Source organism: Salidesulfovibrio brasiliensis JCM 12178, from assembly GCF_001311825.1.
In the GTDB taxonomy this organism is placed as follows: domain Bacteria; phylum Desulfobacterota; class Desulfovibrionia; order Desulfovibrionales; family Desulfovibrionaceae; genus Pseudodesulfovibrio; species Pseudodesulfovibrio brasiliensis.
Genome location: NZ_BBCB01000016.1, coordinates 17,948 through 32,554, shown reverse-complemented (window position 1 = coordinate 32,554; position 14,607 = coordinate 17,948). Strand labels below are relative to the sequence as shown.

14 protein-coding genes and 1 pseudogene are annotated in these 14,607 nt (G+C 62.2%); 5 read left to right on the top strand and 10 right to left on the bottom strand.

The annotated features are described in order from the left end of the window. Nucleotides 1-6: 6 nt before the first annotated feature. From JCM12178_RS06555 to JCM12178_RS06540, 4 genes are all read left to right on the top strand, one after another. On the top strand, nt 7-924 hold the full coding sequence (locus tag JCM12178_RS06555; protein WP_054649839.1) for an ABC transporter permease: 918 nt from the start codon (nt 7-9) through the stop codon (nt 922-924). Between the two features lie 3 nt (nt 925-927). Further along, nucleotides 928-2,463 (top strand): ABC transporter ATP-binding protein, encoded by a 1,536-nt coding sequence (locus JCM12178_RS06550; protein WP_054649837.1) that lies wholly within the window; start codon nt 928-930, stop codon nt 2,461-2,463. 63 nt (nt 2,464-2,526) lie between these two features. Continuing rightward, nucleotides 2,527-3,279 (top strand): basic amino acid ABC transporter substrate-binding protein, encoded by a 753-nt coding sequence (locus JCM12178_RS06545; RefSeq protein WP_054649835.1) that lies wholly within the window; start codon nt 2,527-2,529, stop codon nt 3,277-3,279. Between the two features lie 68 nt (nt 3,280-3,347). Beyond that, nucleotides 3,348-4,052, top strand: a complete 705-nt coding sequence (locus JCM12178_RS06540) for an amino acid ABC transporter permease (protein ID WP_054649833.1) — start codon at nt 3,348-3,350, stop codon at nt 4,050-4,052. A 57-nt stretch (nt 4,053-4,109) separates the two neighbouring features. On the opposite strand, the gene JCM12178_RS06535 is transcribed toward JCM12178_RS06540, so the two are convergent. Further along, nucleotides 4,110-5,054 (bottom strand): GlxA family transcriptional regulator, encoded by a 945-nt coding sequence (locus JCM12178_RS06535; protein ID WP_054649832.1) that lies wholly within the window; start codon nt 5,052-5,054, stop codon nt 4,110-4,112. 100 nt (nt 5,055-5,154) lie between these two features. Here JCM12178_RS06535 and JCM12178_RS06530 point away from each other — a divergent pair, with 100 nt between their 5' ends. Next, complete coding sequence (locus tag JCM12178_RS06530; protein ID WP_054649830.1) at nt 5,155-5,718, top strand: cysteine hydrolase family protein; 564 nt, start codon at nt 5,155-5,157, stop codon at nt 5,716-5,718. Here the strand turns inward: JCM12178_RS06530 and JCM12178_RS06525 are convergent. The 9 genes and pseudogenes from JCM12178_RS06525 to JCM12178_RS06490 form a co-directional block, all read right to left on the bottom strand. Then, complete coding sequence (locus JCM12178_RS06525) at nt 5,708-6,535, bottom strand: carbohydrate ABC transporter permease (protein WP_054649828.1); 828 nt, start codon at nt 6,533-6,535, stop codon at nt 5,708-5,710. The genes JCM12178_RS06530 and JCM12178_RS06525 overlap by 11 nt on opposite strands. Before the next feature lie 3 nt (nt 6,536-6,538). Further along, the gene (locus JCM12178_RS06520; protein ID WP_054649826.1) at nt 6,539-7,657 is read right to left on the bottom strand and encodes a carbohydrate ABC transporter permease; all 1,119 of its coding nucleotides are present in this window, start codon (nt 7,655-7,657) and stop codon (nt 6,539-6,541) included. Between the two features lie 64 nt (nt 7,658-7,721). Continuing rightward, nucleotides 7,722-8,984, bottom strand: coding sequence for an ABC transporter substrate-binding protein (locus JCM12178_RS06515; protein WP_054649824.1), 1,263 nt, complete (start codon nt 8,982-8,984; stop codon nt 7,722-7,724). Between the two features lie 72 nt (nt 8,985-9,056). Further along, nucleotides 9,057-10,154 carry an ABC transporter ATP-binding protein gene (locus tag JCM12178_RS06510; RefSeq protein ID WP_054649822.1) on the bottom strand — a complete coding sequence of 366 codons (1,098 nt, stop codon included), beginning with the start codon at nt 10,152-10,154 and terminating at the stop codon, nt 9,057-9,059. A gap of 3 nt (nt 10,155-10,157) precedes the next feature. Continuing rightward, entirely contained in the window at nt 10,158-11,183 is a 1,026-nt protein-coding gene (locus JCM12178_RS06505; RefSeq protein WP_054649820.1) for an aldose epimerase family protein, read from the bottom strand. Then, nucleotides 11,174-12,202: a LacI family DNA-binding transcriptional regulator gene (locus JCM12178_RS06500; RefSeq protein WP_054649818.1), complete on the bottom strand. Its 1,029-nt coding sequence runs from the start codon at nt 12,200-12,202 to the stop codon at nt 11,174-11,176. The genes JCM12178_RS06505 and JCM12178_RS06500 overlap by 10 nt, the downstream gene beginning before the upstream one ends. A gap of 638 nt (nt 12,203-12,840) precedes the next feature. Next, nucleotides 12,841-13,092 carry a GHMP family kinase ATP-binding protein gene (locus tag JCM12178_RS19485; RefSeq protein WP_245628657.1) on the bottom strand — a complete coding sequence of 84 codons (252 nt, stop codon included), beginning with the start codon at nt 13,090-13,092 and terminating at the stop codon, nt 12,841-12,843. Nucleotides 13,093-13,231: 139 nt separating this feature from the next. Beyond that, nucleotides 13,232-13,363: pseudogene (locus tag JCM12178_RS20465) on the bottom strand (galactokinase family protein); the annotation flags it as partial. A 127-nt stretch (nt 13,364-13,490) separates the two neighbouring features. Further along, a complete protein-coding gene (locus tag JCM12178_RS06490; RefSeq protein WP_054649814.1) occupies nt 13,491-14,537 on the bottom strand; it encodes a UDP-glucose--hexose-1-phosphate uridylyltransferase in 1,047 nt (348 codons plus the stop codon). Nucleotides 14,538-14,607: the final 70 nt, after the last annotated feature.

Genomic DNA, 14,607 nt, shown 5'->3' with positions numbered 1-14,607 from the left:
ACGGCCATGACCGAACTGATCGTCCCGCTCCTTGCCGCCACCGTGCAGTCCGGCACCCCGGTGCTCTTCGCCACCCTCGGCGAGATGTTCACGGAGAAAGGCGGCATCCTGAACCTCGGCGTGGAAGGCATGATGAGCGTCGCGGCCTTCGCGGCCTTCGTGACCGCATACATGACCGGCTCCCCGTGGCTCGGCTTCATTGCCGGAGGCATTGCGGGGATGCTCATGGCAACGCTGCACGGCATCGTCTGCATTTCCTGTCTGGGCAATCAGGTCGTTTCCGGCCTTGCCCTGACCATCCTCGGCGTTGGCCTGACCAAGTTCCTCGGCACGCCCTACATCGGCATGGCCGCGCCGGGCTTCGACAAGTTCGCCTTCCCGCTCCTTTCCGACATCCCGGTGCTCGGCAACATCTTTTTCCGTCACGACGCGCTGGTCTATGTTTCGTTCATCATTCCGGTGCTGTTCTGGTTCTTCTTCCGCAGGACCAGCCTCGGCATGGCCATCACCGCAACGGGCGAATACCCGCAGGCGGCAGCAGCGGCGGGACTCAAGCCCGTGCGGCTGCGCTATCTCGCGGTAGGCGTGGGCGGATTCCTTGTGGGTCTCGGCGGCGCGTACCTCTCGCTTGCCTACACCCACCTGTGGACCAACGGCCTTTCAGGCGGTCGCGGCTGGATCGCGGTCGCGCTGGTCATCTTCGCGTTCTGGCGTCCCGGCCGGGCCGTCATCGGCGCGTACCTCTTCGGCGGGGTCATGGCCTTCCAGCTCAGGCTGCAGGCCTCGGGCACCAACCTGCCCTCCTCCCTGCTGCTGATGCTGCCCTACGCCCTGACCATCATCGTGCTGGTGTTCTCGGCCTTCCGCGGACGCGGCACCGAAGCGCCCGCAGCGCTTGGAACCAACATCGAACCGGAGGGCTAGGACGTGGACCACAAGTTCCCCACCCGCGACCGTACCCCTGCGGACCAGTTCGGCAATGTCCCCGCCGTGCGTCTGGTGAACCTCACCAAGCGTTTCGGCAAGGTCATCGCCAACGACAGCATCAATCTCGACATCTATCCCGGCCGCATCAAGGCCCTGCTCGGCGAGAACGGCGCGGGCAAATCCACCATGATGAGCATGCTCGCCGGGCGTTACAAGCCCGACGAAGGCTTCATCGAGATCGGCGGCAAGGAAGTATCCTTCTCCAACTCCAAGGACGCCCTCGAAGCCGGAATCGGCATGGTCTACCAGCACTTCATGCTCGTGGAATCCATGACCGTTGCCGAGAACGTGCTCCTCGGGCAGGAAGGCAGCTTCTTCGTCAATCCGCGCGAGATGGTGGAGCGGGTTCGCGGCATAGCCGAAGACTTCGGACTGGACATCGACCCCGAAGCCAGAATCTGCGAACTCTCCATGGGCGAAAAGCAGCGGGTTGAGATCCTCAAGCTGCTCTACCGCGAATCCCAGATTCTCATTTTCGACGAACCCACGGCCGTGCTGACCCCGGAAGAGACCACCCGGCTCTTCGAGGCGCTCTGGAAGATGGCCGATCAGGGCAAGTCCATCGTCTTCATCAGCCACAAGCTTGAGGAAGTCATCGCCCTTGCCGACGAGATCGCCATCCTGCGGCGCGGCAAGATTGAAGGCGAGGTGGACCCGGCCTCCATCGAATCCAAGGCCGACCTGGCCCGACGCATGGTGGGCAAGGAAGTGCTCCTTGAGATCGACCGTACCCCCATGGAGCCCGGCGAAGAGGTGCTCCGCGTGGAGAACCTCACGGGCATGGGCCTCGAAGACGTCAATTTCACCATTCGGCACGGCGAAGTGCTGGCCGTGGTCGGCGTGGCGGGTAACGGCCAGAAGGCGCTCATAGAAGCCATCTGCGGCCTGAGAAAACCCCCGCGCGACACCATTTTCATCAACCGCAAGCCGTGGCGGAAGTTCTTTGCCGAGTCCACGTGGAAGCGCTCGCTCTCCTACATCCCCGAAGACCGTCTCGGGCTGGCGACGCTCAAGAACCACAACCTCGTGGACAACCTGCTTCTGACCACGCGCAAGGGCTTTGCCTTCGGCCCGTGGCTGGACAAGAAAAAGGCGGCCACCAAGGCGCAGGACCTCATCGAGAAGTTCGACATCCGCCCGCCCAAGATCACGGCGCTGGCCTCACAGCTCTCCGGCGGCAACCTGCAGAAGACCGTCCTCGCGCGCGAGCTCTTCCGCGAGCCGGTGCTGATCGTGGCCGAACAGCCCTCGCAGGGGCTTGATGTCTCGGCCACCGAGGAAGTATGGAAACGGCTGCTCGAAGTCCGCGAGATGGCGGGCGTGCTGCTCGTCACCGGCGACCTGAACGAGGCGTTGCAGCTGGCGGACCGGGTCGCGGTCATCTACCGGGGCCGGATTCTCGGCATGCTCCCGGTGGGCGACGAGGACACTCCCGGACGCATCGGCCCCCTCATGGCGGGTCTGAGCGAAGAATAGTTTTTCACCGGACAACAGTCCGGTTATTGGTCGGAAACTGGTCATTACTCTAGGAGGATTGAAATGAAAAAAATGAGCAAGATTCTGGTTACGGTCATGGCTCTGGTCATGGTCATGGGCGCAGCCGCCACCGCCAACGCTGGCATGTGGGACAAAATCAAGGAAGACGGCGTAATCATCGTGGGCAACAGCCCGGACTATCCGCCGTATGAAAACATGGACGGCGACAAGCGCGTCGGCTTCGACATCGACCTGATGGAAGCCATGGCCAAGCACCTCGGCGTGGACGTCAAGTGGAAGACCATGGGCTTCGACACCATCATCGCCGCCGTGACCATGAAGCAGGTCGACATCGGCTTTTCCGGCTTCGGCATCACTGAAGAGCGCAAGCGCAGCGTTGATTTCTCCGAGCCGTACTACCGCTCCGGTCAGGTCATCGTTGTCACCCCCGGCTCCGACATCAAGTCCGGCGAAGACCTCAAGGGCAAGCGCGTAGCCGCCCAGATCGGCACCACCGGCGTTGAAGCCGCCAAGAAGGTCGAAGGCACCGAAGTCGTGGAACCTGAAAACTGGTCCGTGGCCTTCATGATGCTCAAGACCAAGTCTGTCGACGCAGTCGTGGCCGACATCCCGGTCGCCGACGAGTTCGCCAAGAAGCAGGGCTTCGTCATCGCTCCCGAGCCGCTGACCGAAGAACTGAACGCCATCATCGTGCCCAAGGGCAATCAGGACCTTGTTGACGCCCTGAACGGCGCACTTGCCAAGGTCAAGGCCGACGGCACCCTCGACAAGCTTGTCGAAAAGTGGATGAAGTAAGCACTCGTAGAACAAAAAGGCCGGAAGGTGCATCCTTCCGGCCTTTTCACGCTCCATAGGGGGGCTTCGTGGATTTTTCGCTGGTATTCGAACATTACGATCTCTTTCTGCTCGGCGCGTTGAACACGCTGAAGATCACGCTCGGCGCACTCGGCATCGGCCTCGTGCTCGGCACTGTCGCGGGCACCAGCAGGGTCAGCCGCAACGCGCTCATTCGCCGCTCCGCCGACGTGTACATCCAGATCATCCGCGGCACTCCCATGCTGTTGCAAATCTATTTCTTCTTCTTCGGCCTGCCGCAACTTTACATGATGATCTTCGATTCGCGCATGATCGACGACCCGCTGTGGCTCGGCATGCTCGCGCTCGGCATCAACTCCGGCGCATACACTGCGGAGATCATCCGCGCGGGCATCCTGTCCATTGATCGCGGTCAGATGGAGGCGGCCCGCTGCTCCGGGCTCACCCACGGGCAGGCCATGCGCAACATCATTCTTCCGCAGGCGTTCGTACGCATGATTCCGCCGCTGTGCAACGAACTCATCGTGCTGCTCAAGGACTCCTCGCTGGTGTCGGTGGTCGGCTTTGCCGAACTCATGTACACCGCCAAGGTTCTCGGCGCGAAATACTACACCTACGTCCCGTTCCTGCTGGGCGCAGGCGTCATCTACCTCTCGCTGACCTTCACCTTCGCCAAGATCCTCGAGTTCACCGAACGCAAACTCAACGTGGGCAACCGGGACGACGACAGCCAGATTCTGGACCTCGGCTAACCCACCTGCGAATGACAACCAAAAAGCCCGCCGCGCAGCTGCACGGCGGGCTTTTTCTTACCTTGCAATGGCGAATCGACGCCGATACTCTCCGGGCGTCAATCCGGTCATCTTCCTGAAAAGTCTGTAAAACGAAGGCCCGTCCCGGTAGCCGACCCGCTGGACGATATCCTCCACCGACTCCGCGCCGGTCTCCAGCCGCCGCTTGGCGTGCTCCACCCGCAAGGCCTGCAAATACCCCTTGGGCGTCCTGCCCGTGGCCTTGGAAAACCGCCTGAGAAACGTCCGCTCCCCAAGGTGTGCCAGTTCCGCAAGGTCCGCCACCCCGACGTGCGCCGCGTAATTGTCCGCAAGCCAACGCTCCACGCGGGCTATAGGCTCGTCACCGTGATTAGGATTGCCCACCAGCCGCATGTACGGCGTCTGCCGCACCCTGCCCGGATCAAGCAACAGCGTCCGGGCGCAGGACGCCGCCAGCTCCGAAGACGCAAAGCGCGCAACAAGGTGCAGGGCGAGGTCGAAATAGGCGGTCAATCCCCCGGCGCACACATAGTCCCCGCCGTCGACCAGCATCCGCTCCGGCTCCAGTCGGACCTTGGGAAAACGAATCCGGAAATCTTCAACAAGGCCCCAATGCGTGGTGGCAGCCCGCCCGTCCAGCAGTCCGCTCTCCGCAAGAAAAAACACGCCCGCACAGGCAGCACAGGTCACGGCCCCGGCACCGTGGCACTCCTGAAGCCACGTGACCTCATCCGTTCCCGAGCCGCTCACTCCAAAAGACGGGGGAACATACACGACGTCCGGCGTGACCATGTCGGCAAGCCGTCCGTGGACAGCCATATCGGGGCCGGAAAAGGGACGTACCGCCCCGCCCTCCGCGCTCAGTATGTGAACCTTGAACCGCTGCTTACCAAACAGGTGGTTCGCCACCGCAAACACATCGGAAAAACCGCTCACCCCGGATGCGACACACCCGTGATGCGCCAGAACCGCTATCAGCATATCGACCACCTTTGTCGCTTTCAGCAAATCATTTGTCGATTATGCCAATTCAGTCAAGACCGGAGACCGCATATCCTTCTTGAAAAACAAGGAGGATTCCATGAACAGGCAAGCACTGCTTATCATCGACATGCAAAACGACTACCTGCCCGGTGGCGCTTTCCCGCTGCCCGACGCAGCCCCGGCTGCGGCCAACGCGGTGAAGCTGCTCAAGACATTCAGAGGCAAGGGCCTCCCGGTCATTCATATCCAGCACGAGGCCGTACACGAAGGGGCGAGCTTCTTCCTGCCCGGCACTCACGGCATGGGCATCCACGAACAACTCACCCCCTCAGCGGGCGAAGCTGTGGTGGTCAAACACCGGGCCAACTCGTTTCTCGGCACAACTCTGGAGGAAGTGTTGAAGGAACAGGGCATCGACACCCTGACGGTCTGCGGCATGATGACCAACAACTGCGTGGACGCCACGGTTCGCGCCGCCGTGGACATGGGGTACGCCTGCACGCTGGTGCATGATGCATGCGCCGCCGCCCCGCTCTCCTTCAATGGAGTGGACGTGACCGCGCAACAGGTTCACGCGGCCTTTACGGCTGCGCTCGGCTTCGCCTACTGCCCGGTGGTCTCCTGCAAGGAACACCTCGCGGCCATGGGTGTTACTCCTTGACCGATCCGGCCAGCAGGCCTCGAATGAAGTAGCGACCAAGGAAGATGTAAATCGCCAGCACGGGAATGGCGGCCATGATCGAACCGGCCATGGGCAGGTTCCAGCTCACCGCCTGCCCGCCCGCGAGCTGGGCAAGCCCCACAGTGATGGGGTTGTCCGCGTGCCGCGTGAGACAGATGCCCCACAGGAATTCGTTCCAGACCTGCGTGAACTGCCACAGGCTGGTGACCACGAAACCCGGCACCGAAAGCGGGAACACGATTCTGGTGTAGATGGAAAAGAATCCGGCCCCGTCCAGCCGTCCGGACTCGATGAGCGCCGTGGGAATCTGGGCATAGAAGTTGCGGAAGATGAGTGAGGTGATGGGCAGGCCGTAGACCACATGCGCGAGAATCAGCCCGGGCAGGCCGCCATAGAGATTCATGGCCCGCAGCGTCTGGAAGAGCGGGATCAGGATGACCTGATACGGAATGAACATGCCGAACAGGAAGAGCGTGAACAGCACCTCGCTGCCCCGGAACTTCCACTTGGAAAAGACGTAGCCGTTGAGCGACCCGAGCACCGTGGACAGCGCAGTGGCGCTGATGGTCAGGATCATGGAGTTGACGAAGTTCGGCTTAAGCAGGTCGATGGCATCGGAGAAGCTCGACCAGTTGAACTTTGCGGGCAGTTCCCACGCAGTGGGCAGAGTGATGTCCGCCGGAAACTTGAGCGCCGTGACCAGCGCCATGTAGGCGGGCATCAGAAAGAGAATCGCCAGCACGGCGAGCGTGCCGTAGACGAAGATGGAACCGGGTGTGATTCTGCGAGCGTGCATGGGTTATCCTCTCTTCCTCTGGCGGTACTGGCTGACGAGATACGGGACGATGAACATGGCCGCCACAAGGAAGAGCACGATGGCGATGGCCGCGCCCCGGGCAAAGTCGTTGGCCCGGAAGGTGGTCAGGTACATGTTCAGGGCCGGATGGCCGGTCTGGGCGTTGTCCGGGCCGGTCATGGCGAAGATGATGTCGAACATCTTGAGCGAGATGTGCGAGAGGATGATCACCGCGCTGATGGTGATGGGCTTGAGCATGGGGATGGCCACGTGGCGGTAGTAGGCAACCTCGGACGCGCCGTCGAGCATGGCCGCGTCCCTGAGGTCCTGCGAAATTCCGTTGAAGCCCGCCAGATAGAGGGCCATGGTGTACCCGGCATACTGCCAGACCGTGGCCATGATGATGCCCAGCGTGGCAAGGTTGAAGCCGTGCGTCTCCTCCATGAAAAGCGCCTGCGGCAGGATGCTGCCGCCCAGCCACGCGAATGCGCCTATGACGATGCCCGGTCCGAGCCAGCGTTTCAGCGCCTTGCGCGGATCGTTCCTGAACGCCCACAGTCCGACAAGTATCAGGATGAAGGCGGCCACATAGAGCATGATCTGAAAAAGGTTCTGCCAGTTGAATTCAAGCACGGCCTTGGTGCTGGAGGTCCACTCGAAGGTCAGGGGGTCAAGTCCAACGTAGGTGGGAAGGATGTTCACTCCGCCCTGCGGTGCGAGCAGCCAACGCCAGATGGTACCGGATACGATAAAGGACAGGGACATGGGGTACAGGAAGATGGTGCGCAGCACATCCTCGCCCTTGGGCTTGCGATCCAGCAGGATGGCGATGAACATGCCCAGCCCGATGGCTCCGGCCAGAAGCATCACGGAATAGAAGACCGCGTTCACGAGGTCCTGCCGGAAGCCCCCGGCCAGAAAGCCGGTGAACAGCTCGGCATAGTTGGCGAGCCCCACGTAGTTCTTCTGCGGGTCCACGGCCAGCGAGCCGCTGCCGCCCCAGTCGGTCAGGGATATCCAGACCGTGTTTCCGATGAAGCCGTAGACGAAGACGCCTACCAGAACGATTGACGGCAGAAGCGTCAGAAACGCCTTGAGCCTGTCCAGCGATGCTTCCCGCATGTCGCAAACCCCTTGCGGGCCGCGCGCGGGACGACTCCCGGCGCACGTATGCCCGTTTAATCGCTTATTTGCCGAGACCGGCCTTGTCGGCCAGCTGCTGGCAAGCCATGGCCGCAGCCTTGGCGTTGTTGGTTTTCAGGAACATTTCCATGACGGAAGCGAATCCGCTCATGAAGGTCTCGTTGGCGGCGACGCCGTGAGCCAGAGAGCCGACCACGCGGTCCTTGCCGAAGTCGGCGGAAGCGGACTGCAGGTAGGCGTTGTACTTGCTCAGATCGGAGTCGGTGCGGGCGGAGATGGAGCCCTTGAGCGGGTTGAAGGTGTCGCTGCCTTCCTTGGAGCCGAGCACCTTGAGCCACGCGATGGCGTTGTCACGGTGCGGCGCGCCCTTGGGCAGACCGAAGGAGTCGGCCAGGAACAGGAACTCGCCGTTGGTGCCCGGAGAAGCGGCCCAGCCGAAGTCCTTGCCCGGTTCCATCTTCTTGGTGGTGGCCATGTAACCGGCAGCCCAGTCGCCCATGACGTTGAAGGCCGCGCGGCCGTCGATGACCATGTCAGTGGCCTGCTGCCAGGACAGGGAGGAAGCGTCGGGGTTGGTGTACTCAAGCACCTTGCCGAAGAGTTCCCACGCCTTGACGCCTTCTTCGCTGTCAAAACGCAGCGTGCCGTTCCAGAGGGCGTCCCAGTTGTCCGGGCCGAGAGAGGCCAGCGCAACGGATTCCCACAGGTGGTTGGCGGTCCAGTTCTGGGCCAGCGCCAGCGGCACGACGCCTTCCTTCTTCAGTTTGGGCGCGATCTTGATGAACTCTTCCCAGTTCTTGGGAACGTCCACGCCCCACTTCTTGAGGTTGGCCGGGACGTACCACAGCACGTTGGAACGGTGCACGTTCACGGGAACGGACCAGATGCCCTTGTCGGTGCCGATGAGCTTGATGAGGCCTTCGGGGAAGACGTCCATCCAGCCCTGTTCCTTGAACAGGAAGGTCAGGTCTTCCATGCGGTCGGCCTCGACCCAGGTGCCGATGAGCTCCTGCCCTGCGTGAACCTGGAAGCTGTCCGGCGGCTCGCCACCGAGCATGCGGGTCTTGAGCACTGCGCGGGCGTTCACGCCGGAACCGCCGGTGACGGTGGCATTGATGACGTTCACGTCGGGGTGCTTCTGTTTGTAGATGTCGATCAGCGCCTGCAGGGCCGGACCTTCGTCGCCAGCCCACCAGGAGAAGATCTCCAGATCACCGCTCAGTTTCTTGGCCTGCGCGCCCTGCGGCGCAGCAAGCATGAACGCGGCGACCAGAACGAAACAAATCTTCGCCAAGGTCTTTTTCATGATACCTCCTAAGGTTTCCAAACAGTTCCTCGGACCTTGCAACTCTATCCAATCATCGCTCTCGCCGAAGCATCAGGAAAGCGCATTGGTCGTTTCGGGATCAAAGAGCACCATGCGGTCAAACTCGAAGCCGATGGGCACGATCTCGCCGGGATGGGCCACCACGCGGCCCTCGACCTCGGCGATCAACTCGTTTTGGCCGTCCACCACGATCTCCAGAAGCGAATGGCCGCCGAGAATCTCGGACACCACCACTTCGCCCTTGCACCACCAGTCCTTGGGCAGGCGCTCAATGTTCTCACCCATCTTGATGGCGTCGGGCCGAAGACCGACAAGCATCGGCGCGCCGTCCACAAGGCTATCGCCCTTGCCGTCCGGCACCGGGAAACGGGACGGGCCAACGGTCACGAACCGTTTGCCGTCCTCCACGCCGAACACGCCTTCAAGGATGTTCATGGGCGGGTTGCCGATGAACCGGGCCACGAACACGTTGTTGGGCTTCTCGAACACCTCGATGGGCGAGCCGACCTGCTGGATGTGACCGTCCTTGAGGATGACGATGCGGTCGGCAAGGGTCATGGCCTCTATCTGGTCGTGCGTCACGTAGATGGTGGTGGTCTTGAGGCGCATGTGCATCTTGCGAAGCTCCATGCGCATCTGGGTCCTGAGCTGGGCGTCGAGGTTGGAGAGCGGCTCGTCGAAAAGAAAAACGTCGGGCTTGCGGACCATGGCCCGGCCCATGGCGACGCGCTGGCGCTGCCCGCCGGAAAGCTCGGACGGCTTGCGCTCCAGATACGGCTCAAGCTCGAGCACCCGCGCGGCCTCCTGAACCCGCGAGTCCATCTCTTCGCGGCTCTTCCTGCGCATTTTCAGGGAGAAGCCCATGTTCTCGCGCACGGTCATGTGCGGATAGAGTGCGTAGTTCTGGAACACCATGGCCACGTTGCGGTCCTTGGGCGAAACCTGATTGACCACGCGGTCGCCGATGCTGATCTCGCCGCCGCTGATGGCTTCGAGCCCCGCCACCATGCGCAGCACGGTGGACTTGCCGCACCCGGACGGGCCAACAAGGACGATGAACTCGTTCTCGCGCACCGAGAGGTCGATGCCGTGGATGACCTCCACGTTCCCGTACCGCTTGACCACACCCTTCAAATCTACGTTTGCCATCCTCTACTCGCCTGTATTCGTTTCGCACCGCCCGGACGCCTGCCGAAAACGGTACTCGGTTGCATGCTCGTATATCTCGCCGGGGCGCAGAATCGCGCTCGGAAACTCCGGCCTGTTGGGCGCGTCGGGATACGCCTGCGTTTCAAGGCAGAATCCCGAGCCGGGACCGTACACAGCCCCGCCCTTGCCCCGCGTTCCCGCAGGAATGAACCCGCCGGAATACACCTGCACTCCCGGCTGGGTCGTAAAAAGTTCCATGACCAACTCCCCGCTGCGCACAACGACATGCGGTGCGCCGTGTCCAGCTGCAAGGATGTGGTATTCATCGAATCCGCCGACAGCCTTTTCAACGTCAGCCCCGGCACTCCCCGGCATGGCCAGCACTGCCACCCCGCCGGTGTCATGAAAATCCCCGGTAGGGATGCGCTCGTCGTCCGTGAGCAAAACGCGCTCGGAGCGAAGGGCGAAATCATGCCCGTCTTTGCCGCCGAGGTTGAAATACGAATGATTGGTCAGGCTCACCGGAGTAGGCCTGTCCGTCTGTGCCCGGCACTCGATACGAAGTCCGTCCCCCGTCAGGGCGTAAATAACGGTCACTTCCAGTTCACCGGGGTAGCCGGATTCCCCGTCTGGGCACACACAGTTCATTTCAACAGCGTCTTCACCGACCTGCCGCGCCGACCAGACCTTGTTGTGCAGCCCCGCGCTGCCGCCATGCAGGTGATGCCTGCCGTGGTTACGGTCAAGGTCATGGCGCACGCCGTCCAGCTCGAACGCCGCGCCCCGTATCCGGTTGGCAAACCGCCCGACCATGCGGCCGAAGTAGCGGGCATCCGCCAGATACCCATCCAACGAATCGAAACCGAGAACAACATCCCGACTGTTTTCCCCGCAGGGTACGTGCAACGCCGTCAGAGCCGCGCCGTAGGTGCTCACGCACGCAGTGAACCCGGCACCGTCCTTCAGGGTGTAACGCTCCACCGCCGCCCCCTGCGGCGTGGTTCCCCATGACCTGACCGTTACGCCCATGCGGCCCCCTTCGGCCTGCTGGAGCCGCGCACCAGCAACTCGGTATCAAGCGTCACGGTTCGGGGCGTGAATCGGCCCTCGGTCACAAACTGTTCCAGCAGCAGCGTTGCAGCGGTCCGGCCCATTTCGAACGCAGGCTGGTAGACCGTCGTCAACGCTGGCTCAATGAGTGCGGCCGCCGGGGTGTCGGAAAAACCGACCAGCGCCACGTCCTCGGGGATGCGCACCCCGGCCTCCCGGAATCGCGAGAACGCGCCCACGGCCACCGGGTCGTTGATGGCGAGAATCGCGTCCGGAAGTTCGTCCATGGCAAGATACACCTCGGCTCCCCTGCGGCCGTCCTCCTCGCGGTAGCCGCCCGGCACGAGAAACTTTTCCTCAAACGCAAGGCCGCTGTCGGCGAGCGCTGCCCTGTACCCTTCAAAGCGATGGCGGTTCAGGGCAATGCCCTCCTGCCCGGCCAGATGCCCTATGCGCCGGTACCCGGACCGGACCAGATGCATCACGGCCTCATATGCCGCGCTGTAGTCATCGATGACCACCTTGCTGGTCTCAAGCTCCTCCACCACCCTGTCAAACTGCACCAGCGGAACGCCCCGCTTGAGAACGCTCTTAAGGTGATCGTAGCGGGTGGTTTCCGTGGAGATGGCCACCAGCAGCCCGGCCACGCGGTTGGCAACAAGCGCCTGCGTGTTGACGATCTCGCGGGCAAGGGTCTCGTTGGACTGGCAGACCATGATGATATACCCGGCCTCGTACGCAACTTCCTCGATGCCGCTGATAACGGTGGAAAAGAAATGATGGCGGATTTCGGGGACGATGACCCCGATGGTGGTGCTGCTCTTTTTCTGCAGGCTCTGGGCGATGAGATTCGGCTGGTAGTGGTATTTTTCGGCTGCGGCCACCACCCGGCGCTTGGTGTCCTCGCTGATGTCCGGATGGTCGTGCAGCGCGCGCGACACCGTGGACGGCGATACGCCCAGCTTCCGGGCAAGGTCCTTGATGGTGAACTGCGCCATCTAGTCCTCCACCCGCAAAATTTCCGGCACCGGACGGCGGATGTCCAAGGGGATCACCGAACCATTGCCGAACACCTCTTCCATGAACGCGCGGTAGCCCACGAAGGAGGCATCGGGCACGAACACCTGAATAGTCCCGGCAAAACCGCCGCCGTGAACCCGGCAGGCCCCATCGCCGCCAAGAAGCCTGTCGGTCAGGGCCAGAGCCAGCGGCACGGGCTGCTCCGTGGGCCGAGAGGTGCTGTAGCAATTCTGCAAAAGACGGCACGATGAAACGCCGGACTCGGCCACCAGCTTCAGAAAACGCGCCATATCGCCTGCGGCCAGCGCCTCGGCCTGCGCCACTGCGCGCTCGTTCTCCTCCACAAAATGCATCAGCCGCATGACCGCGCGATCACTGACGCTCTCCCTGAGGGAACCCGCGGCTCCCAGCAGTTCGCTCATGCCGACTCCGCGGCCGCTCTCACGGCCAAGCGCCTTGGCCGCCGCAAACATTTCTTCGGGAATGGCGGCATAATCGGGCGTCAGGTCGGCGTGGCTGCCGCCGGTATCCACCACGCATAGACGATAGCCGCTGCCCTCGAAGCCGCCCTGCACATGCTCCAACGCAGGATTGCCCGCGTTTTCGAAATCGATGCTCAGGATGCCCTCGAAAGACGAGGCCATCTGGTCCATGAACCCGCAGGTTTTCCGAAATGTACGTTCTCCGCGTGTCGTGCGGCGCGGGCGATGTCCAGCCGGGTGGCGTCGCCGTGATTGAAAAGCTCGTTGAAGATGCGGCCGATCAGCACCTCGAAGGCAGCCGACGAACTCAGCCCGGCCCCCACAGATGGTGCTCGACACGCAGGCGTTGAACCCGCCTGTGCCGCATCCGTTGCGCTGAAAGGCATGGGCCACGCCCCGCACCATTGCCTCGCTGGTCCCCTCTTCGAGAGGGCGGGGGGCGGTGTCAGAAAGGTCAACCGTGATGGCCGAGTCATACCCTTCGGATACAATCGTGACCACTGGCTCGTCCACGGGCGCGGCAACGGCAAGACAGTCCAGATGTACGGCCGCCGCGAGAACGTGGCCGTGGTTATGGTCCGTGTGGTTGCCGCCGAGCTCGGTACGTCCCGGCGCACTGGCGATAATCGCCGGGCCTTCCCCGAAGTGACGCTCCATCCCATCCAACAAAGAAGCGATACGCGCGTAACTGCTGTCCAGCCACGAAGTGCCGTGCATGACGACCAGCTGATCGTCGAGCCTCCCGGCCTCCAGAGCCTTGCGATACTGCGCGGTGGTGTTCATCTCAGGCATCCACATCAAGGTAATGGATTTCGGAAAGTTCACGCAGCCGTGCCGCGCTCTGCTCGGCGGTGAGGTCGCGCTGCGGCATGGCCATCATTTCGTACCCCACCATGAATTTTCGCACCGTGGCGGAACGCAGCAGCGGCGGATAGTAGTGGATGTGCCAGTGCCAGTGCTCACCCTCCTCTCCATTTGTCGGCCGCTGATGAATGCCCATGGAATAGGGAAACGAGGTCTTGAAAAGATTGTCGAACCGAACGCCCATCCGCACAAGAGCTTCGGCAAGATCGCGTCGCTGTGTTGCAGACATGTCAGTGATCGCGCCCATGTGCTCGCGCGGCAGAATCATGGTCTCGAACGGCCATACCGCCCAGTACGGCACCAAAGCCACGAACGAACCGTTCTCGAAAATGATGCGTTCACCGAGGCCCCGCTCGCGCTCCATATAGCGACAGAGCATGCACTGGCCTTTTTCGCGCAGGTACTCCCGCTGTCTTGCGGACTCGTTTTCCGGGATGGGCGGGACCTTGCGGGTGGCCCATATCTGGCCGTGGGGATGCGGGTTTGAGCACCCCATGACGCTGCCCCGGTTCTCGAAAATCTGGACGTAGCCGATGTCGCTTCGCTCGCCGAGTTCGCGGAACTGGTCGCACCAGAGGTCCACAACGCGGACCACGGCGTCCGGCTGCATTCGGGCAAGAGAAAGGTCGTGGCGCGGGGAGAAACAGATCACACGGCAGGTGCCGGTCTCGGGCTCGGCCCGGAAAAGGTCATCGGCCGTGGAGTCAGCTTCAGAGGCGTCGGGAAGCAGCGCGGGGAAATCGTTGGTGAAAACAAAGGTGTTCTTGTAGTCGGGATTGACCTCTCCCCCGGCGCGGGTATTGCCCGCACAGAGGTAGCAATTCGGGTCGTGTTGCGGCAAAGCCTGCGCGTCGGGCGTCTCCTGCTGTCCCTGCCACGGACGTTTTGTCCGGTGCGGCGAGACGAGAACCCATTCGCCGGTCAGCGGATTGTACCGCCTGTGCGGCTGCTCCTGCATTGCATCCATGAGGCCCCCTCAAGGAACGAAATCGGGAAAACGAACGATGCCGGAAGGTTCACTTTCCCCCATGGCAGCG

Excerpts from the sequence above, each read along its gene's own strand:
- JCM12178_RS06505 (WP_054649820.1), bottom strand. The coding sequence starts at position 11,183 with ATGGGCGTAACGGTCAGGTCATGGGGAACCACGCCGCAGGGGGCGGCG.
- JCM12178_RS06530 (WP_054649830.1), top strand. The coding sequence starts at position 5,155 with ATGAACAGGCAAGCACTGCTTATCATCGACATGCAAAACGACTACCTG.
- JCM12178_RS06500 (WP_054649818.1), bottom strand. The coding sequence starts at position 12,202 with ATGGCGCAGTTCACCATCAAGGACCTTGCCCGGAAGCTGGGCGTATCG.
- JCM12178_RS06490 (WP_054649814.1), bottom strand. The coding sequence starts at position 14,537 with ATGGATGCAATGCAGGAGCAGCCGCACAGGCGGTACAATCCGCTGACC.
- JCM12178_RS06535 (WP_054649832.1), bottom strand. The coding sequence starts at position 5,054 with ATGCTGATAGCGGTTCTGGCGCATCACGGGTGTGTCGCATCCGGGGTG.
- JCM12178_RS06545 (WP_054649835.1), top strand. The coding sequence starts at position 2,527 with ATGAAAAAAATGAGCAAGATTCTGGTTACGGTCATGGCTCTGGTCATG.
- JCM12178_RS06520 (WP_054649826.1), bottom strand. The coding sequence starts at position 7,657 with ATGCGGGAAGCATCGCTGGACAGGCTCAAGGCGTTTCTGACGCTTCTG.
- JCM12178_RS06525 (WP_054649828.1), bottom strand. The coding sequence starts at position 6,535 with ATGCACGCTCGCAGAATCACACCCGGTTCCATCTTCGTCTACGGCACG.
- JCM12178_RS06555 (WP_054649839.1), top strand. The coding sequence starts at position 7 with ATGACCGAACTGATCGTCCCGCTCCTTGCCGCCACCGTGCAGTCCGGC.
- JCM12178_RS06515 (WP_054649824.1), bottom strand. The coding sequence starts at position 8,984 with ATGAAAAAGACCTTGGCGAAGATTTGTTTCGTTCTGGTCGCCGCGTTC.
- JCM12178_RS19485 (WP_245628657.1), bottom strand. The coding sequence starts at position 13,092 with ATGCCTTTCAGCGCAACGGATGCGGCACAGGCGGGTTCAACGCCTGCG.
- JCM12178_RS06510 (WP_054649822.1), bottom strand. The coding sequence starts at position 10,154 with ATGGCAAACGTAGATTTGAAGGGTGTGGTCAAGCGGTACGGGAACGTG.